This is a genomic window from Leucobacter rhizosphaerae, assembly GCF_022919175.1.
Taxonomy (GTDB): domain Bacteria; phylum Actinomycetota; class Actinomycetes; order Actinomycetales; family Microbacteriaceae; genus Leucobacter; species Leucobacter rhizosphaerae.
Window position 1 is genome coordinate 718,807 of sequence record NZ_CP095043.1, and the last position, 18,806, is coordinate 737,612.

An 18,806-nucleotide genomic window follows, 5' to 3' on the forward strand; every position below is an offset into this window, starting at 1 on the left:
GGTGCGATCCGAGCCCTGAGGAGTCCTCCGCCGTGACTGCACCCGCACACTCGTACCCCCGGGTGCTCATCATGGCGTTCCAGGGATGGAGCGATGCCGGCGACGCCACGACCGAGGTGCTGCAGCACCTTGGAGGCATGATCGAGGCCGATGTGGTGCACGTCATCAGCGCGGAGGGGTACGTCGACTTCCAGGTGCACCGGCCCAAGATCACGTTCGACGAGTCCGGAAACCGCGTCCTCGATTGGCCCGACACCCGGCTGTACGGCCCCGTCGAGCGTCCGGGCGCCGAGGAGGATCCCTCGGCCGAGATGGTGCGCCGACTCGACGGCAGCCTCGTCACGGACCTGTTCCTGCTCGCCGGCGTCGAGCCCGCGCGGGACTGGCAGAACTTCGCCGACGAGATCGTGGAACTCGTGGACGTCTGGGCGATCGACACCGTCGTGATCCTCGGCTCGATGTTCTCCGACGCCCCGCACTCGCGCCCGATCGCGACCACGATCTCGACCGAGAGCGCCAAGCGACGCGCGGAGACCGGCGCCGTGCGCAGCAGCTACGAGGGCCCGGCCGGCATCTCGACCGTGATCGATCTCGCGCTCGCCGAGGCCGGGATCGCACCCATCTCGCTCTGGGCGCAGGTGCCGCACTACGTGCACAGCACTCCGTCGCCCAAGGCCACGCTCGCGCTGCTCGACAAGCTGGAGGAGCTGCTCGACATCGTGATCCCGCGCGGCGAGCTGCTCACGCAGGCCACCGAGTGGGAGTCGAACATCGACCGGATCGCCTCCTCCGACGAGGAGATGACCCGCTACATCCGCAAGCTCGAGGAGTCCCGGGACGACGCCCTGGCCGCCGAGGCGACGGGGGACGCGATCGCGCTCGAGTTCGAGAAGTTCCTCGAGGACGACGAGACGTCGCGCCGGGAGCAGCCGCAGCAGCCACCCGCCGACGACGACGATACGCCGCCGCCCGCAGCGGGCTGAGCCGCAGCGCCCGACCGGCTGCGCCTGGACGAGGCCGGCTCAGTCTTCCTCGACGAGCACGACCCCGAGCAGCGCGGCCACAGCGGCCGCCACGAGACCGGGGTCGTCGACGCCACGATCGAGCGCGGCATCGAGCGTCGCGAGCATCACGGGCGTGTCCAGGTCGTTCGCGAGCGCCGACCGCAGCTGCTGCAGCACCTGCGCGGCAGAGGCGGGATCATCGCCGTGGCGCGCCAGTCCGTCGCGCCACCCGGCGAGCCGTCGCTCAGCGACCTCGAGGTCGCTATCGAGCCACTCCCACTCCGAGCGGTAGTGGTGCGCGAGCAGCCCGAGGCGGATCGCCGACGGATCGGCCCCGGAGTTCAGCAGGCGGGACACGAACACGAGGTTGCCGCGCGACTTCGACATCTTGTGGCCCTGGTACGACACGAGCCCCGCGTGGCAGTAGGCGTGCGCGAGCGGCGTACCGGAGATCGCGGTCGCGTGCGCGGCGGTGAACTCGTGGTGCGGGAAGACCAGGTCGGATCCGCCGCCCTGCACGGTGAAAGCGCCTCCGAGCGCGCCCGTCGCGATGACCGAGCACTCGATGTGCCAGCCCGGGCGGCCGGCGCCCACGACGCTCTCCCAGCTCGGCTCCCCCTCGCGTGCGGCGCGCCACAGCAGCGGATCGAGCGGGTTGCGCTTGCCCGGGCGGCCCGGGTCTCCGCCGCGCTCGGCGCTGAGCCGGAGCATGACGTCGCGGTCGTAGGGTGCCACGTCGCCGAGGCGCCACTGCGAGGTGGCCTGCGCGGCGTCGATGTCGAAGTAGAGGTCGTGGCCGGCCGCGTCGTCCGTGGGCACCGGGTACGCGAAGCCGAGCTCGCGCAACTGGGCGACGGCGGAAGCAATATCGTCGATCTGCTCCGTCACGGCCACGTAGTGCTCCGGCGGGATCATCCCCATGCGGTGCATGTCCGAGCGGAAGAGTCCGATCTGCTCGTCCGCGAGCGTGCGCCAGTCGACCCCGGTGTCGGCGGCGCGCTCGAGGAGCGGATCGTCGATGTCCGTGATGTTCTGCGCGTAGACCGTGTCGATCCCCGCATCGCGCCAGGCGCGCTGCATGAGGTCGAAGGTCAGGTAGGTGAAGGCGTGGCCGAGATGCGTCGCATCGTAGGGCGTGATGCCGCAGACGTAGAGCAGTGCGCGGTCGTCGGGGATCGCGGGGTACTCGAGCCGCTCGGTCGCGGTGTTGTAGAGCTTCGGCACGATGCCGTCGCCCGGCAGATCCGGGATCACCGGCGGGGTCCAGGTCCTCACAGCGCACCTCCGATCGCGGCCTGCGCCGCGACGGCGCTGCTCGCCACCCCGGACGCGGCGCCCTCGGCGACCGCCGTGCCGCCGTCCGGGGTGAGCACCCCGGCGCTCAGCAGCGCGATGATCAGCACGCCGAGGAGCACGCGGTAGATCACGAACGGCAGGAAGCTGCGCTTGGAGATGTACTTCATGAAGAGGCCGATCACGAGCAGGGCGATGACAAACGCGACGACGGTCGCAATGAGCGTCATGCTCATCGGCGTCTCGCTCTCGGGTGCGCGCACCGCCTTGAAGACCTGGTAGAACCCCGATCCGAGGACCGCGGGGATCGCGAGCAGGAACGAGTAGCGTGCCGCTGCCTCGCGCGTGTACCCCATGAAGAGGCCCGCGGTGATGGTGCCGCCCGAGCGCGAGACTCCGGGGATCAGCGCGAGCGCCTGCGCGAAGCCGTAGATCAGGCCGTGCTTCCAGGTCAGCGACTCGAGTGGGCGTACCTTGCGGCCCGCCCAGTCGGCGACGCCGAGGAGCAGACCGAACACGATGAGGCTGATCGCGACGAACCAGAGCGACCGGAGGGTCGTCTCGATCTGATCCTGGAACGCCAACCCGAGCACCACGATCGGCACCGTGCCGACGATGATCCACCACCCCATCAGGGCGTCGGGATCCTTCCGCGGTACCGAGCCGGTGAGCGAGCGGAACCAGCGGCCGATGATGCGCACGATGTCGCGCCAGAAGAACACGATGACCGCGGCCTCCGTGCCGATCTGGGTGATCGCCGTGAACGCTGCGCCGGCGTCGCCGATCCCCATGAGCTCGCTCGCCACTCGGAGGTGCGCACTCGAGGAGATCGGGAGGAACTCCGTCAGTCCCTGCAGAATGCCGAGCAGGATGGCCTCGAAGATGCCCATGGTTCCTTTCTGGGCGAGCTCGTCTCGCCGGGCCCCCACCGGGCCGCCGTCCAGAATACCCGACCGACGCCTCCGGTCGGGCTGTGCGTCAGTAGGTGCGCAGCAGGTCGACGAGCACGCGGTGCCCGAAGTCGAGTGCGTCGAGCGGCACGCGCTCGTCGACGCCGTGGAACATGCCGGGGAAGTCGAGGTCGGCGGGAAGCCGCAGCGGTGCGAAACCGTATCCCGTGATCCCGAGCCGCGCGAGCGACTTGTTGTCCGTGCCGCCCGAGAGGAGGTAGGGCAGCACGCGCGCCTCCGGGTCCTCGCGCAGCAGACTCGCGGTCATCGCCTCGATGAGTTCGCCGGAGAAGGGCACCTCGAGCCCGATGTCGGAGTGCACGATCTCGATCTCGATGTCGTCGCCGACGATCCGCTGCACCTCCGCGAGGATCCCCTCCTGCTCGGCCGGAATCGCGCGCACGTCGACGAGCGCCTCCGCCGTGTCCGGGATCACGTTGTGCTTGTACCCGGCGCTCAGCACCGTCGGGTTGCTCGTGTTGCGCAGGCTCGCTTGGATGAAGCCGCCGGTCTTGCCGAGCCGCAGCACGAGCTCCTCGGGGGCGACCTCGGTGGGGTCCTCGCCGAGGATCGCGGCGATCGCGTCGACGAGCTCGCGTGTCGTGTCGCAGAGCAGCAGGGGCCACTCGTGGCGACCGAGCGCGGCGATCGCCTCGGCGAGCCGCGTCACGGCGTTGTCGCTCCAGACGCGGGAGCCGTGGGCCGCGGTCCCGCGGGCGCGCAGCCGGATCCAGTCGAGCGACTTCTCCCCCGTCTGGATCAGATAGGCCCGCGTGCCCTCCACGTCGATGGAGTAGCCGCCGACCTCGCTGACGGCGGTGGCCGCCCCGGCGAAGAGTTCGGGGTGCTGCTGCACGAGGTACTGGGCGCCGTAGACGCCGCCGTTCTCCTCGTCGGCGAAGAAGGCGAGGATGACCTCGCGCCGCGGCCGCTCCCCCGCGCGCAGGAGCTCGGCGACGGCGGTGAGGATCATGGCGTCCATGTCCTTCATGTCGACGGCGCCGCGGCCCCAGAGCATGCCGTCGCGGATCGTTCCGGCGAACGGGTCGACGCTCCAGTTCTCGGGATCGGCCGGCACCACGTCGAGGTGGCCGTGCAGCACGAGCGCGGGCAGCTCGGGATCGGTGCCCGGCACTCGTGCGATCACGCTCGCCCGGCCCGGAGCGGACTCGAAGATCTCGGGTTCGAGCCCGAGCTCGCTGAGGTAGGCGGCGACGTAGTCGGCTGCGGGGCGCTCCGGCTCGGCGTCGCCGCCGCCGCGGTTCGTCGTGTCGAAGCGGATCAGGTCGCGTGCGATGCGGACGGTCTCCGAGAGCTCCTGCTCGCTCGTCTCGATGCTCATGCCCCCAGCGTATCCCGGACCGCCGACGCCGCGCCGAAACATGACGGGCCGCGGCGCGCTCCTCGTCCGCCGCGCCGGCACATCAAAAAAGGCAGGATCCCGAAGGATCCTGCCTTTTCGTTCACGTGCGCGGAGGGGGACTTGAACCCCCACGCCCTAATACGGGCACTAGCACCTCAAGCTAGCGCGTCTGCCATTCCGCCACCCGCGCGAACGTTTCGGTCCATCATCGGCCGAACAGAGAATAACTTAGCACGGATAGCGATGCGGATCGAATCAACGCCGGAGTTCGCGCGCGTCGCGCCTCCGAAACAGCGCACCGGGCGCCCACCGTCCGGCCGAACACGTCGTCAGGAGACGCCGATGGGCGCCCAGATCGCGCCCGTCGCGCGGGCGAGATCCTCGGGTCCGAGTTCGAGGTCGAGTCCTCTGCGCCCGCCCGACACGAGCACCGAGTCGTGTCGGCGCGCGGACTCGTCGAGCACCGTGCGCAACCGGGCGCGCTGGCCGAGCGGACTGATGCCGCCGACCACGTAGCCGGTCTTGCGCTCGGCGACGGCGGGATCCGCCATCACCGCCCGCTTGCCCGACAGCGCTGCGGCGAGCGCCTTCAGGTCGAGGCGACCGGCGACCGGCACGATCCCGACCGCGAGTGCACCGTCCACCTCGGCGAGCAGCGTCTTGAAGATGCGCTCCGGTGCGACGCCGAGCGACTCGGCGGCCTCGCGGCCGAAGTCGGTCTCTCCCGGGTCATGGCGATAGGCGCGTACCTCGAAGGGGATCCCGAGCCGCGTGAGCGCAACGGTGGCGGGGGTGGAGCCGCTGGACGGTGTTGCCATGCCGCCAGCGTATCCCTACGGCCGCAAACGACGGCGGAGCAGCTCGATCCGCTTCTGCAACTGCGTCACCGAGGCCTGCGCCACCGCCGGGCCGCCGCACACCCGGCGCAGCTCGGTGTGGATGTCCTTGTGCGGCTCCCCCGACACCTTCGCGTACATGCCGACCAGGCTCGACAGGAGCTTGCGCTGCTCACCGAGCGTGCGGTGCAGCGCCTCCGGCGCCTCGGCGCGGTCGGGCGCGTGCTCGAGCAGTCCCTGCTTCGTGGCGCTGCGCCGCGCCTGCCGCGCCTGCCGCTGCTGCAGCAGCGCCTGCACCTCCTGGGGTTCGAGGAGCCCGGGGAGCCCGAGGAAGTCGAGCTCCTCCTCCGACTCGACCTCCGCGTACCCGCCGAACTCGGCGCCATCGAAGACCGCCCGGTCGAAGTGCGCGTCGGAGCCGAGCGCCTGGTAGGAGAACTCCTCGTCGAGCAGTTCGGAGGAGGCACGATCCTCGCGCTCCGCCTCCGACATCAGCGCCGCCTCGGCATCCCACATCTCCTCGGCGCTCCCCGGCCCCTCGAGCACGTGGTTGCGCTCCTTCTCGAGCTCGGCCGCGAGCTGCATGAGCGCCGGCACGTTCGGGATGAACACCGAGGCGACCTCGCCGCGGCGCCGGGAGCGCACGAAGCGGCCGATCGCCTGCGCGAAGAACAGCGGCGTCGACGAGCTGGTCGCGTACACGCCCACCGCGAGCCGGGGCACGTCGACGCCCTCGGACACCATGCGCACCGCCACCATCCAGCGGCTCTCGCCGTGGGAGTAGGAGTCGATCCGCTCGCTCGCCCCCGCATCGTCGGAGAGGATCAGCGCGACTTCTTCCCCGGTCATCTGCTGCAGCATCTGCGCGTACGCCTTCGCCGAGGCGTGGTCGGTCGCGATCACGAGCCCTCCCGCGTCGGGCACGTGCTGCCGCACCTCCGTGAGGCGGCGGTTGGCGGCCTGCAGCACCTTCGCGATCCAGTCCCCCGAGGGGTCGAGCGCCGTGCGCCAGGCCTGGGACGTGATGTCCTTCGTGTTGCCCTCGCCGAGCCGGGCCTCCATCTCCTCGCCCGCGGAGGTCTGCCAGCGCATCTTGCCGGCGTAGACCATGAAGATGACGGGCCGCACGATCCCGTCGGCGAGGGCGCGGCCGTAGCCGTAGTCGTAGTCCGTGAGTGAGATCGTCGTACCGTCGCCTTGTGGCGCGTACTGCACGAACGGGATCTGCGCGTCGTCCGAGCGGAACGGCGTGCCGGTGAGCGAGAGACGGCGTTTGGCCGAGCCGTACGCCTCGCGAATCGCGTCGCCCCAGCTCAGGGCGTCGCCGCCGTGGTGGACCTCGTCGAGGATCACGAGCGTGTCGGTGTGCTCCGTGAGCAGACGGTGCTGCACGGGCTTCATGGCGACCTGCGCGTAGGTGACGGCGACGCCGTGGAAGTGGCGGCCGTACCCGAGCCCGTCGCTGTTCGAGTAGTGCGGATTCAGACGGATGCCCGCGCGCGCGGCGGCGTCGGCCCACTGCGTCTTGAGGTGCTCGGTGGGGGCGACGACGACGATCTGCTGCACGGTGTGGTTGGCGCGCAGGATCGATGCGAGCCGGAGCGCGAACGTCGTCTTTCCGGCGCCGGGGGTCGCCGACGCCAGGAAGTCCTGCGGGTTCGCGTCGAGGTACCGCCGGATCGCCTCCTCCTGCCACGCTCGAAGGCTCCCGGCGGTGCCGCGGGCGGCCCGCTCGGGATAGGCGGGAGGCAGATGTTCGGCGGCACTCGTCCCCGGGAGGTGGAGGCCGTCTACCGAATCTGTCACAACGTTCTAGACTACCGGTGATGGCCGCGAGCGTTCTCGCGGAACCCCCAGGACTCGCGAGAGAGAGTGTGCACGTGACTGAGGAACACCCGCAGACCCCCGGGGATCTCGAGCTCCCCTGGTCCCGTTTCGTCGCGATCGGCGATTCGTTCACCGAGGGAGTCGGAGATCCCGACGCCGACAGCCCGGGCGGGTTGCGCGGCTGGGCCGACCGCTTCGCCGAGGTGCTGAACGAGCTCAACGACGAGTTCGCCTACGCCAACCTCGCGGTGCGCGGCAAACTGATCCAGCAGGTCGCCGAGGAGCAGGTGGACGCCGCACTCGACCTGCGTCCGGACCTCATCAGCGTGAGCGCCGGCGGCAACGATGTCATCCGCCCGGGCTCGGATCCCGACGAGGTCGCCGTGAAGCTGGATCGGCTCGTCGAACGTCTGAGCAGCGGAGGCGCCACGGTCATGCTGTTCACCGGTGTCGACGTCGCATTCCAACCCGTGTTCCGGTCGATCCGCGGCAAGGTGGCGATCTACAACGAGAATGTCCGGAAGGTCGCGAGCACCTACGACTGCGTCGTCGTCGACCAGTGGGCGCTCTCCGAGTTGCAGGACAGCCGGTACTGGGCGCAGGATCGCCTGCACTTGAACGCGCTCGGGCACCACACGATCGCGCGTGCCGCACTCCGGGCCCTCAACATCCCGAACGACCTCGCCCCCATGGATCCGCCGCCGCTGCCCGCGATCGACTGGCGCCAGGCCCGCAAGGAGGACGTGGTGTGGGCGCGCGAGCACTTCGTGCCCTGGGTGATCCGACGCATCAAGCACGTGTCGTCGGGTGACGACGTCGAGGCGAAGCGTCCGCAGCCCGGATCCGCGCGCGTCGCTCGCCACGGGTGATTCCCTCGCCGCGATGCAGCGACTAGGGTGACAGACATGGCTCAACTCACGAAGCAACTTGCAGACACCCTGACCCAGGTCGGCGTCCACTCCGCGTACGGTGCTCCGGTGGAGGTCGACGGCACGACGATCATGCCCGTCGCGTGCACGTCGTACGGCTTCGGCGCGGCCGAGGGCGCCGGTGACGACTCGACGGCCCAGGGCGAGGGATCGGGCGGTGGCGGCGGCGGCATGGCCGTGCCCGTCGGCGCGTACGTCACGCGCGACGGCGTCACGCGCTTCGAGCCGAACATCATCGCGCTGCTCGTCGTCGGTGCCCCCTTCGTGTGGGTCGCCGGCCGGGCGCTCGCGCGCGTCATCAAGGCACTGAAGCGCTAAACGGAGCGGTTGGGCCGCCAGGTCCAGGGCTCACGCGGCAGCGTGTCGGGATCGAAGCGGCCGAGCAGCTGGGTGGTCGTCACGGCCTCCCCCGCTGCGGCGAGCCCGAGTGAGCGGCCGAGCAGCGCACGCACCCCCGCGTCCGTGAACCGCTGTGCGCGAAGTTCCGCGAAGGTCACGGCGCCGTCCCGCTTCGCGAGCCGCGCACCCGTGGGGCCGAGCACGAGCGGCACGTGCGCGTACTCGGGGGTCGGCAGGTCGAGCAGACGCTGCAGCAGGATCTGCCGCGGCGTCGACGGCGCGAGATCGTCGCCGCGCACCACCTGCGTCACGCCCTGCTCGGCATCGTCGACCACCACCGCCAGGTTGTAGGCGATGGTGCCGTCGCCTCGACGCAGCACGAGGTCGTCCACGTCACCGTGCACCTCGCCGAGGACGCGGTCCGTGAACACCGGGGCCTCCGTACCCTCGGGCACGCGGAGGCGGAGCGCGGGCATGCGAGGTGCGATCGCCTGCGCCGCCGCCGCTCGCTCGGTCGGTGTGCGGTCCCTGCAGATCCCGGGGTAGGCGCCCGGCGGGGCGTGCGGTGCCGTCGGCGCCGCGAGGATGTCGCGCCGCGTGCAGGTGCACGCATACACGAGGCCCTGCTCCTCGAGGCGCGCGATCGCCCGCTCGTACGCATCGATGCGTGCGGTCTGCCGCACGGGATCCTCGTCCCAGTCGAGCCCGAGGCGCTCGAGATCGTCGAGCTGCCGCTCCGCGCTCCCGGCGTCGCGGGCGCGGTCCAGATCCTCGATCCGGATCAGGAACCGGCGCCCACTCGCGCGCGCGAACAGCCAGGCGAGCAGCGCGGTCCGCAGGTTCCCGAGGTGCAGGTCACCCGATGGGCTCGGTGCGTACCGCCCCGCCCCGATCGTCGCGCTCACCTCCGGCATCCCTCCATCCTGCCACGAACGGCACGCCTTCCCGCGATAGCCTGAAGGTCCCGACAGCACGGTGATGAGACGGCACGGTGGATGAGATGACACGGTGCATGAGACGGCACGGAGGCACGATGGAATCGCTCGGCGCACTGCAGCACACGCTCGGAGATCGGCTGGTGGTGGATCCCGGAACGGTCGCCGCGTACGCGCACGACACCTCCCGCGCGCTCCCGGTGGGGTCGGCGCTGGCGGTGGTGCTCGCGGAGTCGACGGACGACGTGTCCGCCGCGCTCGCCTGGGCCGATGAGCACGGGATCCGCGTCAGCGTGCGCGGTGCGGGGACGGGTCTCGCGGGCGGTGCCAACGCCTACGACGGCGGGCTCATCATCTCGCTCGAGCGTATGAACCGGATCCTGCACCTCGACGTGGAGAACCGCCTCGCGGTGGTCGAGCCCGGGGTGATCACCGCGGAGCTGGATCGGGCGGCGCGGGAGCACGGCCTGTTCTTCCCCCCGGACCCGGCCTCCGCGCGCACCTCCACGGTGGGCGGCAACATCGCGACGAACGCCGGCGGCCTCCGCTGCGTCGCCCACGGCGTGACGACCGATGCGGTCGCCGGTCTCGAGGTGGTGCTCGCGGACGGCCGGGTCATGCGCACCGGCGCCCGCACCCGCAAGAACGTGGTCGGGTTCGACCTCACGAGCCTCCTGGTCGGCTCCGAGGGCACCCTCGGGGTGATCACTGCCGCGACCGTGCGACTGAAGGCGGTGCCGCCGGGCACCCCGCGCACCTTCCGGGCCAGTTTCGCGAGCCTGGAGGACGCCGGCCGAGCCGTCACCGCGATCGTGAACGGATCCGCGCAACCCGAAGTACTCGAACTCATGGACGCCCTGAGCGTCGAGATCATCGAGTCGTTCCACCCGAGCGGGCTCACCGTGCCGGCCGGGGCCATGCTCGTCGGCCAGACCGTGGGGCTGGACGCAGCCGCGAAGGCGGACGCGATCACCCGCACCTGCCTCGGCACGGGCGCCGACGAGGTCGAGATCTCGGAGTCGGACTCGCTGCTCGAGGCGCGCCGCCTCTCGAACCCCGCGTTGAACGCCCGCGGACTGAAGATCTCCTGCGACGTCGGTGTGCCGGTCGCCGCGCTCGCCGACGTGTTCCACGGCATCGAGGCGATCTCGGCGCGGCACGGGCTCCGGGTCTCCACCGTCGCGCACGCGGGCGACGGCAACCTCCACAGCACGGTGGAGTCGCCCGAATCGCCCGACGGCATCCGCGCGGCCGACGCCGTGATCGACGACATCACCCGGCTCGCGATCTCGCTCGGGGGCACGATCTCGGGCGAGCACGGCATCGGCTCGATCAAGCGCCACGAGCTCCCGTGGCAGCTCGACGCCGTGACGCTCGACGTGCAGCGCGCGATCAAAGACGCACTCGATCCCCGGGGCACCCTCACGCCCGAGCGCGGGATCTGATCCCGCAGGAGCCGCCCCCCTCGACACAAGTGGTTCCCCGGATCACCGCAGATCTGGTCCACTGCATGGACCAGTGACAGGATCGAAGCATGCGTGTGCTCTCCATTCAGTCCTCGGTCTCCTACGGTCACGTCGGCAACTCCGCCGCAGTCTTCCCCCTGCAGCGCATCGGTGTGGAGGTCATGCCGATCGCGACCGTGTGCTTCTCCAACCACACCGGGTACGGCTCGTGGCGCGGCCCGCTCATGTCGGGCGACGACGTCCGAGAGATCGTCACGGGCATCGAGGAGCGCGGCGGACTGGGGGGCGTCGACGCTGTTCTCTCCGGGTATCAGGGCGGCGATGACATCGGTGACGCGATCCTCGACGCGGTCGATCGGGTGAAGCACCACAGCCCCGATGCGATCTACGCCTGCGATCCGGTCCTCGGCAACGCGGTCTCGGGCTGCCACGTCTCCCCCGAGGTCCAGAACCTGATCCGGGACCGCGTGGTGCCGCGGGCGGATCTCATCACACCGAACCAGTTCGAGCTGGGGTTCCTCACCGGCACGGCTCCCGACACCCTCGAGTCGACGCTCGACGCGGTCGACGCGGTGCGGGATCGCGGACCTCGCACCGTGCTCGTCACAAGCGTGCAGCGGCCGGATCGACCCGAGGACACGCTGGAGATGCTCGCCGTGACCGATGCCGGGGCCTGGTCGATCCAGACCCCGCGGCTGCCGCTCAAGGCGAACGGCTCGGGCGACGTGACGGCGGCGCTCTTCACCGCGCACATCCGTCGCAGCGGCGACGCGGCCGATGCCCTCGCACGCACCACCGCCAGTGTCTTCGCCCTGCTCGAACGCACCCTGGCCTCCGGGCAGCGCGAATTGCAGCTGGTCGAGGCGCAGGAGGACTACGCCCACCCGGATCTGCGCTTCGACGTCACGCAGCTCCGCTAGCCGCGCGCCAGCAGGATCCCGAGCACCGCGAGCGCCACGCACGCGACGAGCATCCCGGGCCCGTTGACGAGCGCCGCTCCGATCCGCCGCTCCCGCAACAGGCGCACCGTGTCGAAGCTCGCGGTACTGAAGGTCGTGTAGCCGCCGAGGAAGCCGACCGCGCAGACGCTCATCAGGGGTTCGTCGAGCACCGCCCCGGTTACGAGACCCAGCGCGAGCGATCCGGAGAGATTGACGAGCATGATCCCCCACGGGAAGCGCGATCGCACGCGCGGCGGAACGCTCGAGTCGACCAGGTGACGCACGGCGGCGCCGACGCCGCCCGCCACGGCGATCGCGAGCGCCGTCCAGATCTCACCCATCAGTGGCCCCCCGCGACCGGAGGACGGCCCGGGCGAGCCCCATCCCGGCCCAGGTGGCCAGCCCGCCGAGCACCAGCGTCGCGGCACCATATCCCAGACCGCCCCACACGTCGCCCGAGAGCAGGAGCTGCGCCACATCGGTGGCGAGCAGGCTGTACGTGGTGAATCCGCCGAGCACCCCGGTACCGAGCAGCAGTCGGACGGTGCGTCGGCTCCCGCGGTCCGGTCCGCGCAGCGCGAGCGCCTGGAGCAGCACCCCGAGCGCGAGGGCCCCGGTCACGTTGATGACGAGAATACCCAGGGGCAGACCCGCCACATCGCCGATCAGGGCGCTGAGCCCGGCACGGCCGAGCGTGCCGACCGCGCCGCCGAGCGCCACCCAGCCGAATTGCGCCAGACGCGCGAGCACCCCGGGGTCTGCCGGGTCGGGGTGCGCCGGGTCGGTGGTCGCGATCGCGTGCTGGTCGGGCATGTCACCCCGAGCCTACGCCAGGATCCGCCCCCGCGAATCCCATCGAATCAGCGTAGGGTGGGCGGCATGAGCGACACCACCGGCCCCGAACTCGACCGCTTCGACTCCACCGGCATCGAGCGTGTGCTCGTCGTGGTGGCGCACCCCGACGACGCAGAATACGGCACCTCGGCCGCGGTGGCGGAGTGGGTCGCGCAGGGGATCGACGTCGCCTACCTCCTGCTCACCGCCGGGGAGGCAGGCATGCAGCGCGCGCCCGAGGAGGCCGGCCCGCTCCGCGCCGAGGAGCAGCGCCGCGCGTGCGACATCGTGGGCGTGGAGCGCCTCACCATCCTCGACTTCCCGGACGGCACGCTCGAGGTGAGCCTCGACCTGCGGCGCGCCATCGCACGCGAGATCCGCGCCTTCCTCCCCGATGCCGTGGTCTGCGGATCCGGGGCGCTCATGGTGCCCTGGGGCATCGACCACGCCGACCACCGAGCCGCCGGGATCGCGACCATCGATGCGGTGCGCGACGCGGACAATCGATGGATCTTCCCGGAGCTCCTCCGCGACGAGGACCTGGCGCCGTGGGGCACGACCTGGCTGCTCCTGACCGGCTCGGATCCCACGCACTTCGTGGAGATCGGCGAGACGGGCGCGGAACGAGCCGTCGCGTCGCTGACGGCGCACGAGGCCTACCTCGCGGACCTGCCCTGGCACCCCGCCCCGGCGGACGCGATCCCGGAGATGCTGAGCGCGCAGGGACGGGTGTCCGGGGTGCCGCTCGCCGTCACGTTCGCGGCGCACCGGCTCCGCGACGCGGGCTAGTCGCGATCCGTCTCGTCGGGGTCCTCGTCGGGCGACGGCGCGCCCAGCCGCGGCACCAGCCCCCACAGCACGAGCACCACGACGACGCCGATCCCGAGCGAGACGAACCCGGCGACCCGGCTGACCGTGAAATCGAAGATCAGGCTCGTCACCCCGGAGGCCAGCGCCGCGACGACCACCAGATCGGCGACGAGGAGTCGGCTGCCGACCCGCACGATGCGGGCCTTCTGGCGACGGCCGAAGTAGGCCCGGTGCAGGCTGACGGGCGCGAGTCCCAGGATCGTCGCGATCCCGGCGAGCGCCACCAGCACGAGATAGAGCGTGAGCTGGTAGGCGTCGAGCTCGCGGAAACGCGGTTGGAAAGCGACCGCGAGGAGGAACCCGGTGATGATCTGGGTGCCGGTCTGGGTGACCCGCAGCTCCTGCAGGATCTCGTTCCAGTTGCGATCCGCGCGCTCGACCGGTGACTCGGACCGACCGGTGCCCGTGGGGTCCGCCGGGTCGAACGCCGCACTGGTCGTGCTGCCGGCCCGGTCACCAGTCATACCGGCGTCTTCGCCGTGTTGGTCGCGCTGCATCTCGCCATGCTATCCCGGCACGGGATCGACGCGCAGGCCCCTTGCGCGCCGGGTCACTCGCTCACTCCTTCCTCCAGCAGACCGGTGATCCGGTACGGGATCACCTCCCGGAGGAACAGGCTCGTCGAGGTGTGGCGGATCCCCGGGCACTTCCGGATCTCCTCGCTGACCCGGTAGAGATCCTCCGGGTCCTTCGCCACGACCCGCACCAGCAGATCCGTGTGCCCCGCGTGCGCGAAGCACTCGAGCACCTCTGGGATGTGCGTCAGCGCCTCGATGGCGTCGGAGATCAGGAACTGGTCGAGCTCGAGCTGCAGGCTCGCTCCGACCGGACGTCCGAGCGCCGCAGGGATCACCCGGGCGCTGTTCGCACGCAGCGCGCCCGAGGCCGTGAGCTTCTCGATCCGGGCCTGCACGGTGCCCCGGGCGAGCCCGAGTCGCAGTGCGACCATCGCCGTCGGCATGCGCGCATCGGTATCGAGCTCCCGCAGGATCCGCCGGTCCGTCGCATCGAGTTCTCGCATACTGCACACTCCCCGGTCACCCACCAGTGCGCAGATTGCGCAATCTGATCAATGAATCTTAACTCGTTTGCGCACATCGTACCCTCAACGTTTGAATCAGTGCACGGAAGGCAGCACACGAGGAGGCATGATGAGCACGCACACCGCTCCGGCTCGGCCGCTCCCCGCCCGCTCCCCCGCGCTCGGGCCGGCCGCCGGATCCGCACGCGCCCTCGCCGAATCGCTCGCCGTCCGTCCGCGGATCCGGATCACCCTCACGGTCCTCACGCTGTTCACGCTACTCGCGAGCGCGAACCTCTGCACGCCGCTCTTCCCGCTCCTGGCCAGCCGATTCGACACCGGGCCGGTCGGGGTCACCCTCGCCTTCTCCAGCTACGTCGTGGCCCTCATCATCGGGCTGCTGCTGTTCCGTCGGGTCGCGGACCTCCTCAACCGCCGCACGGTGCTCCTCACCGCACTCGCACTCACGGCGGTCGCGACCGCCGCCAGTGCCGTCGCCCCGTCACTCGGGTGGTTCGGTGCTGCCCGGGCGGTGCAGGGGATCGCGATCGCGTGCGCGACGGGCACCGCTTCCGGCGCACTCCGGATCCTCCTCCCCCGCAACGCACCGCTGGCGGCGCGGCTCACGCTGCTCGCAACGTCGGGCGGGGTCGCGCTCGGGCCCGTGATCGGGGCGCTGCTGTCACTCGGGCCGGATCCGGTCGCGATCCCCTTTCTTGCGGTTGCAGTCGCGCTCGCCGCGCTCATCCCGATCATCCTGCTCACCACACCGCACGCGGTCTGCCGTCCGATCGTCGCCTCGGCGACCTCGGCGACCTCGGCGACCTCGGCGACCTCGGCGACCTCGGCGACCTCGGCGACGGGAGGCTCCCCCGCTCACAGCCGACGCAGCTTCTGGATCGCGGCGATGACGGGCTTCCTCAGCTTCGCGGTGTTCGGATTCTGCCTGTCACTCGCCCCGTCCCATTTCGCGGCGATCGCCGGGACGGACGCACGTCCGATCATCGGCGCGCTCGCGGCGGTCACCCTGGCTTCCTCGGCCGCGGTCCAGCTCGTCCCCTGGCGCGGCTCCTGGCGCGTGCCCGTGGGCTTGCTCGCGCTCGCGCTCGGGCTCCTCGGCTTCGCCGCAGCCGATCGGGTCGGCGGCCTGCTGTGGCTCGTCACCTCCGGAGTCCTCGCGGGGGCGGGACAGGGCATCGCCTTCCAGGCCGCGTTCACCCGCGCCGCCCTCGCCGTCCCTCCCGAGCAGCACGCCTCCCGGGTGACCGCCATCTACACGGTCACCTACCTCGGCAGCACCGTGCCCGTGGTGGGCCTCGGGGTGCTCGCGGAGACCGTCGGCCTCAGCGCCGCGGTGTCCGGGTTCGCCGTCTGCGCCGCACTGGGCGCCCTGGTGCTGGCCGGGGCGGCCCGCTCGACCACCCGCTGAGAGCCTTGCCATCGATGGCCGCATCGATTAACTTAGCCACATGGCTCAGTATTCGCCGACACTCGACGGGATATTCCACGCCCTCGCGGATCCCACGCGCCGCGAGGTCGTGGACCGGCTCGGCAGCGGACCCGCCTCGGTCGGCGAGCTTGCCAACCACTTCGATATGGCGTTGCCGTCGTTTCTGAAGCACATCCGCACCCTCGAATCGGCGGGTTGGATCCGGACGCGCAAGTCGGGCCGGGTGCGCACCTGCCGGCTCGAGCCCGGCGCGCTCGCAGTCGTCGACGGGTGGCTCGAGGCGCAGCGACGCGTGTGGCAGGGCCGCACGGACCGACTCGAACAGTTCGTGCTCACCGGCAGCGCGGATCCTGACCCGGTCATCATCCCTACGACCCGCGCCACCCCAGCCACCCGCGCTACCCCAGCCACCCGTTCCACCCCAGTCACCCAGGCCACCGACGCAGAGGAGTTCCCCGCATGAGCACTACCTTGGACCCCGCCCTCGACCTGACGATCTCACGGATCATTCGCGCACCGCGCGCTGAGGTCTGGAACGCCTGGGCCGATCCGCGTCGATTCGAGCAGTGGTGGATTCCCGCCCCCACCGTCTGCCGGGTGCGGGAGATGGATCTGCGACCGGGCGGGGCATTTCGCACCGAGATGAGCGAGGACGGCACGAGCTTCGTACCGCACATCACGGGCTGCTTTCTGGCCGCGGAACCGCTCGAGCGCATCGTCTTCACGGATGCGCTGACCGCCGACTGGCGACCGGCGGAGCACGGCTTCGTCACCGCCGTGATGACGTTCGCCGATCACCCCGAGGGCACCGCGTACTCGGCGACGGCGCGGCACCGCAGCGGCGCCGATCGCGATCGCCACGAGGAGCTCGGGTTCCACGACGGGTGGGGTTCCGTCATCGAGCAGCTCGCGAAGCTGGTCGAGACGGAGCGGGGGTGACCGCGACCGGCCCCGAGGATCAGGTCGGGACGACCCGCACGAGGTCGTAGGACCTCGACACCGCGGTGCCGCACGAGTCGAGCAGGGTGACCGTCAGTGACGACGTGAACTGGTACAGCCAGGTCTCCCCATCGATCTGGAAGGTGATCTCGGACTCGGGGTAGAGCTCCCGCAGCGCCGCTTCCTCTGCGAGATACGTCGAGTAGGCGCTCTGCCCGCTCGTCGCCAGGTCGAACTGCAGCGCACCCCACTCGGTGAGCGCCCCGTTGGTCCCGGACTTGTCGATGACGCCGTCGAAGGTCACGGTGCCCGGATCGATCCCCTCGGGCAGCTCGCCGTTCTGCGCCACCCACTGGCCGGAGAACTGGGTTACCTCCTGGGTCACGACGGAGAAGGATGACCCCTGCGCGACGAGGGCCTCGGTCCACTCCTGGGGCTGGACGTACACGTACCCGGCGTAGTCGTCCACGGAGGCGAAGATCGGGTCGGCGCCCCAGTTGATCTCATCGGGCACGCAGGCGCACGGCTGCGGGGTCACATCCAGCGGCCAGGTCGCCACCGCGCCCTCCGCGAGCACAAAGCCCGGTTCCGCGGTCGCAGTCACGGTGACGATGTTGCCGGCACGGGTCTGCCCGTACGCGACGCCGTCCATCTCCGGGATCAGCACCGCGGGCTCGACACCGCAGGCCACATCCGAGAGCGCCGGTGCGGCAGGTGAGACGATCACGCTGTCCGGCGTTTCCACCGGAGGATCCACCGGGGGCTTCTCTGCGGGCGGCTGCTGCGCGGGATCGCACTCGCTCGTGTTCGCTCCGGTCGCAGCCTGCACGGGCGTTGCCGACGCGAGCGGGACCACGACCAGCGCACCGACGAGCGCCAGCGCACCGAACCCGGCTGCCAAGCCCCGCCGACCGCGCGAGCTCCGAGCGGCAGCGACCGCGATGATCCCAAGTACAACGAGCACCACGGCTGCGGTCAGCGCGAGCGGCACCGCATCGACGCCTCCGGTCGCAGCGAGCACGCACACTTCAGCAGACTTCACGATTTCTCCCCAGCGGCGGGCGACCCGCCGATCGATCTGCGCCTCCCCGGGCGCACGGTCCCCTCCAGCTAACACGACACGCGCGCGCTCCGCAAGGTTTGTGGACACGATCCAAATCGACGAGGTGGACTGCCGAGTGCGTGAGATCCGCGCGAATCCCCGGAACGAAAACAGGGCCCCGCGTGATGCGGAGCCCTGACCGAGTGGATCTGAGGGGATTCGAACCCCTGACCCCCTGCATGCCATGCAGGTGCGCTACCAACTGCGCCACAGACCCGGGAAGTCGAACGAATGCTCGCTCGACAACTCTTCTACTTTACACCATCGAGGGGGGTCGTTTGCAAATCGGCAGGCCGCTCGATGAACCCTGAAACGTCGATCACCGGGCAGTCCTGCCAGAGCTTCTCGAGCTGGTAGAAGTCGCGCTCCTCATGGTGGAACACGTGCACGATGAGATCGCCGAAATCGAGCAGCACCCACCGCCCGCTCTCGCGGCCCTCGCGCCGCACGGTGCGCACACCGGCCGCGTTCAGGGCGTCTTCGATCCCGTCGGAAATCGACTGCACATTGCGCTCGACGGTTCCGCTGAGCACGAGGAACACATCGGCGAGCCCGAACTTCTCCCCGACCTCCAGGGCGACGGGTGCGGTGGCGCCCTTATCGTCGGCGGCGCGTACCGCGATGCGGAGTTCGTCGAGCACGTCGGTGCGTGGGTCAGTTGTGGCGTTCAGAGTGTGTCCTTCGATCATCGGGTGCGAGCCCACGGC

The 18,806-nt window shown here is 70.6% G+C and carries 21 protein-coding genes and 2 tRNA genes; 9 read left to right on the forward strand and 14 right to left on the reverse strand.

Translation table 11 applies throughout. The annotated features are described in order from the left end of the window. The first annotated feature begins 32 nt into the window (after window positions 1-32). Window positions 33-983 carry a PAC2 family protein gene (locus tag MUN76_RS03300; RefSeq protein ID WP_244687119.1) on the forward strand — a complete coding sequence of 317 codons (951 nt, stop codon included), beginning with the start codon at window positions 33-35 and terminating at the stop codon, window positions 981-983. A 39-nt stretch (window positions 984-1,022) separates the two neighbouring features. Here the strand turns inward: MUN76_RS03300 and mshC are convergent, their stop codons facing one another. The 6 genes from mshC to MUN76_RS03330 all read right to left on the reverse strand — a co-directional run bounded on the left by mshC (window position 1,023) and on the right by MUN76_RS03330 (window position 7,252). After that, window positions 1,023-2,279, reverse strand: a complete 1,257-nt coding sequence (gene mshC, locus MUN76_RS03305) for a cysteine--1-D-myo-inosityl 2-amino-2-deoxy-alpha-D-glucopyranoside ligase (protein WP_244687121.1) — start codon at window positions 2,277-2,279, stop codon at window positions 1,023-1,025. Next, a complete protein-coding gene (locus MUN76_RS03310) occupies window positions 2,276-3,187 on the reverse strand; it encodes an undecaprenyl-diphosphate phosphatase (RefSeq protein WP_244687123.1) in 912 nt (303 codons plus the stop codon). The genes mshC and MUN76_RS03310 overlap by 4 nt, the downstream gene beginning before the upstream one ends. An 88-nt stretch (window positions 3,188-3,275) precedes the next feature. After that, window positions 3,276-4,589 carry a M20/M25/M40 family metallo-hydrolase gene (locus tag MUN76_RS03315; protein ID WP_244687125.1) on the reverse strand — a complete coding sequence of 438 codons (1,314 nt, stop codon included), beginning with the start codon at window positions 4,587-4,589 and terminating at the stop codon, window positions 3,276-3,278. Window positions 4,590-4,715: 126 nt separating this feature from the next. After that, a tRNA-Leu gene (locus MUN76_RS03320) sits at window positions 4,716-4,800 on the reverse strand. A gap of 139 nt (window positions 4,801-4,939) precedes the next feature. After that, a complete protein-coding gene (gene ybaK / locus MUN76_RS03325; RefSeq protein WP_244687127.1) occupies window positions 4,940-5,428 on the reverse strand; it encodes a Cys-tRNA(Pro) deacylase in 489 nt (162 codons plus the stop codon). A 15-nt stretch (window positions 5,429-5,443) separates the two neighbouring features. Further along, the gene (locus MUN76_RS03330; protein WP_244687129.1) at window positions 5,444-7,252 is read right to left on the reverse strand and encodes a DEAD/DEAH box helicase; all 1,809 of its coding nucleotides are present in this window, start codon (window positions 7,250-7,252) and stop codon (window positions 5,444-5,446) included. A 74-nt stretch (window positions 7,253-7,326) separates the two neighbouring features. Here MUN76_RS03330 and MUN76_RS03335 point away from each other — a divergent pair, with 74 nt between their 5' ends. After that, window positions 7,327-8,142, forward strand: coding sequence for an SGNH/GDSL hydrolase family protein (locus tag MUN76_RS03335; RefSeq protein WP_244687131.1), 816 nt, complete (start codon window positions 7,327-7,329; stop codon window positions 8,140-8,142). Window positions 8,143-8,178: 36 nt separating this feature from the next. Further along, complete coding sequence (locus MUN76_RS03340; RefSeq protein WP_244687133.1) at window positions 8,179-8,520, forward strand: spore germination protein GerW family protein; 342 nt, start codon at window positions 8,179-8,181, stop codon at window positions 8,518-8,520. Here MUN76_RS03340 and gluQRS read toward each other — a convergent pair. Continuing rightward, window positions 8,517-9,455 (reverse strand): tRNA glutamyl-Q(34) synthetase GluQRS, encoded by a 939-nt coding sequence (gluQRS, locus tag MUN76_RS03345; protein WP_244687135.1) that lies wholly within the window; start codon window positions 9,453-9,455, stop codon window positions 8,517-8,519. The two genes, MUN76_RS03340 and gluQRS, sit on opposite strands and share 4 nt — an antisense overlap. Before the next feature lie 119 nt (window positions 9,456-9,574). Between gluQRS and MUN76_RS03350 the strand changes: the two genes are divergently transcribed. Together MUN76_RS03350 and pdxY are read left to right on the forward strand one after the other, a co-directional pair. Then, complete coding sequence (locus MUN76_RS03350) at window positions 9,575-10,921, forward strand: FAD-binding oxidoreductase (RefSeq protein ID WP_244687137.1); 1,347 nt, start codon at window positions 9,575-9,577, stop codon at window positions 10,919-10,921. Window positions 10,922-11,010: 89 nt separating this feature from the next. Beyond that, window positions 11,011-11,862 carry a pyridoxal kinase PdxY gene (pdxY, locus tag MUN76_RS03355; RefSeq protein ID WP_244687139.1) on the forward strand — a complete coding sequence of 284 codons (852 nt, stop codon included), beginning with the start codon at window positions 11,011-11,013 and terminating at the stop codon, window positions 11,860-11,862. Here the strand turns inward: pdxY and MUN76_RS03360 are convergent. Together MUN76_RS03360 and MUN76_RS03365 are read right to left on the reverse strand one after the other, a co-directional pair. Continuing rightward, window positions 11,859-12,224: a fluoride efflux transporter FluC gene (locus MUN76_RS03360; protein WP_244687141.1), complete on the reverse strand. Its 366-nt coding sequence runs from the start codon at window positions 12,222-12,224 to the stop codon at window positions 11,859-11,861. The two genes, pdxY and MUN76_RS03360, sit on opposite strands and share 4 nt — an antisense overlap. Further along, window positions 12,217-12,696 (reverse strand): fluoride efflux transporter FluC, encoded by a 480-nt coding sequence (locus MUN76_RS03365; RefSeq protein ID WP_244687143.1) that lies wholly within the window; start codon window positions 12,694-12,696, stop codon window positions 12,217-12,219. The genes MUN76_RS03360 and MUN76_RS03365 overlap by 8 nt, the downstream gene beginning before the upstream one ends. Before the next feature lie 66 nt (window positions 12,697-12,762). Between MUN76_RS03365 and MUN76_RS03370 the strand changes: the two genes are divergently transcribed. Continuing rightward, the gene (locus tag MUN76_RS03370; protein ID WP_244687145.1) at window positions 12,763-13,506 is read left to right on the forward strand and encodes a PIG-L deacetylase family protein; all 744 of its coding nucleotides are present in this window, start codon (window positions 12,763-12,765) and stop codon (window positions 13,504-13,506) included. Here the strand turns inward: MUN76_RS03370 and MUN76_RS03375 are convergent. Both MUN76_RS03375 and MUN76_RS03380 read right to left on the reverse strand, forming a co-directional pair. Then, window positions 13,503-14,084 (reverse strand): DUF6328 family protein, encoded by a 582-nt coding sequence (locus MUN76_RS03375; protein ID WP_244687147.1) that lies wholly within the window; start codon window positions 14,082-14,084, stop codon window positions 13,503-13,505. The genes MUN76_RS03370 and MUN76_RS03375 overlap by 4 nt on opposite strands. Before the next feature lie 53 nt (window positions 14,085-14,137). Next, on the reverse strand, window positions 14,138-14,608 hold the full coding sequence (locus tag MUN76_RS03380) for an Lrp/AsnC family transcriptional regulator (protein WP_244687149.1): 471 nt from the start codon (window positions 14,606-14,608) through the stop codon (window positions 14,138-14,140). Window positions 14,609-14,738: 130 nt separating this feature from the next. On the opposite strand from MUN76_RS03380, the gene MUN76_RS03385 reads away from it, so the two are divergent. The 3 genes from MUN76_RS03385 to MUN76_RS03395 are packed head-to-tail and all read left to right on the forward strand — an operon-like array spanning window position 14,739 to window position 16,997. Further along, on the forward strand, window positions 14,739-16,037 hold the full coding sequence (locus tag MUN76_RS03385; protein ID WP_244687151.1) for an MFS transporter: 1,299 nt from the start codon (window positions 14,739-14,741) through the stop codon (window positions 16,035-16,037). Between the two features lie 40 nt (window positions 16,038-16,077). Further along, window positions 16,078-16,521, forward strand: coding sequence for an ArsR/SmtB family transcription factor (locus tag MUN76_RS03390; RefSeq protein ID WP_244687153.1), 444 nt, complete (start codon window positions 16,078-16,080; stop codon window positions 16,519-16,521). Beyond that, complete coding sequence (locus MUN76_RS03395; RefSeq protein ID WP_244687155.1) at window positions 16,518-16,997, forward strand: SRPBCC family protein; 480 nt, start codon at window positions 16,518-16,520, stop codon at window positions 16,995-16,997. The genes MUN76_RS03390 and MUN76_RS03395 overlap by 4 nt, the downstream gene beginning before the upstream one ends. A gap of 19 nt (window positions 16,998-17,016) precedes the next feature. On the opposite strand, the gene MUN76_RS03400 is transcribed toward MUN76_RS03395, so the two are convergent. The 3 genes from MUN76_RS03400 to rsfS form a co-directional block, all read right to left on the reverse strand. After that, window positions 17,017-18,039 (reverse strand): hypothetical protein, encoded by a 1,023-nt coding sequence (locus MUN76_RS03400; RefSeq protein ID WP_244687156.1) that lies wholly within the window; start codon window positions 18,037-18,039, stop codon window positions 17,017-17,019. Window positions 18,040-18,243: 204 nt separating this feature from the next. Next, a tRNA-Ala gene (locus MUN76_RS03405) sits at window positions 18,244-18,316 on the reverse strand. Window positions 18,317-18,350: 34 nt separating this feature from the next. Beyond that, window positions 18,351-18,788, reverse strand: a complete 438-nt coding sequence (rsfS, locus tag MUN76_RS03410) for a ribosome silencing factor (RefSeq protein WP_244687158.1) — start codon at window positions 18,786-18,788, stop codon at window positions 18,351-18,353. Window positions 18,789-18,806 lie beyond the last annotated feature (18 nt).

What these genes read in the sequence shown, in the direction of transcription:
- MUN76_RS03310 (WP_244687123.1), bottom strand. Translation starts at nt 3,187, where the DNA reads ATGGGCATCTTCGAGGCCATCCTGCTCGGCATTCTGCAGGGACTGACG.
- MUN76_RS03315 (WP_244687125.1), bottom strand. Translation starts at nt 4,589, where the DNA reads ATGAGCATCGAGACGAGCGAGCAGGAGCTCTCGGAGACCGTCCGCATC.
- ybaK (WP_244687127.1), bottom strand. Translation starts at nt 5,428, where the DNA reads ATGGCAACACCGTCCAGCGGCTCCACCCCCGCCACCGTTGCGCTCACG.
- MUN76_RS03340 (WP_244687133.1), top strand. Translation starts at nt 8,179, where the DNA reads ATGGCTCAACTCACGAAGCAACTTGCAGACACCCTGACCCAGGTCGGC.
- gluQRS (WP_244687135.1), bottom strand. Translation starts at nt 9,455, where the DNA reads ATGCCGGAGGTGAGCGCGACGATCGGGGCGGGGCGGTACGCACCGAGC.
- MUN76_RS03350 (WP_244687137.1), top strand. Translation starts at nt 9,575, where the DNA reads ATGGAATCGCTCGGCGCACTGCAGCACACGCTCGGAGATCGGCTGGTG.
- pdxY (WP_244687139.1), top strand. Translation starts at nt 11,011, where the DNA reads ATGCGTGTGCTCTCCATTCAGTCCTCGGTCTCCTACGGTCACGTCGGC.
- MUN76_RS03360 (WP_244687141.1), bottom strand. Translation starts at nt 12,224, where the DNA reads ATGGGTGAGATCTGGACGGCGCTCGCGATCGCCGTGGCGGGCGGCGTC.
- MUN76_RS03365 (WP_244687143.1), bottom strand. Translation starts at nt 12,696, where the DNA reads ATGCCCGACCAGCACGCGATCGCGACCACCGACCCGGCGCACCCCGAC.
- MUN76_RS03370 (WP_244687145.1), top strand. Translation starts at nt 12,763, where the DNA reads ATGAGCGACACCACCGGCCCCGAACTCGACCGCTTCGACTCCACCGGC.
- MUN76_RS03375 (WP_244687147.1), bottom strand. Translation starts at nt 14,084, where the DNA reads ATGCAGCGCGACCAACACGGCGAAGACGCCGGTATGACTGGTGACCGG.
- MUN76_RS03380 (WP_244687149.1), bottom strand. Translation starts at nt 14,608, where the DNA reads ATGCGAGAACTCGATGCGACGGACCGGCGGATCCTGCGGGAGCTCGAT.
- MUN76_RS03385 (WP_244687151.1), top strand. Translation starts at nt 14,739, where the DNA reads ATGAGCACGCACACCGCTCCGGCTCGGCCGCTCCCCGCCCGCTCCCCC.
- MUN76_RS03390 (WP_244687153.1), top strand. Translation starts at nt 16,078, where the DNA reads ATGGCTCAGTATTCGCCGACACTCGACGGGATATTCCACGCCCTCGCG.
- MUN76_RS03395 (WP_244687155.1), top strand. Translation starts at nt 16,518, where the DNA reads ATGAGCACTACCTTGGACCCCGCCCTCGACCTGACGATCTCACGGATC.
- rsfS (WP_244687158.1), bottom strand. Translation starts at nt 18,788, where the DNA reads ATGATCGAAGGACACACTCTGAACGCCACAACTGACCCACGCACCGAC.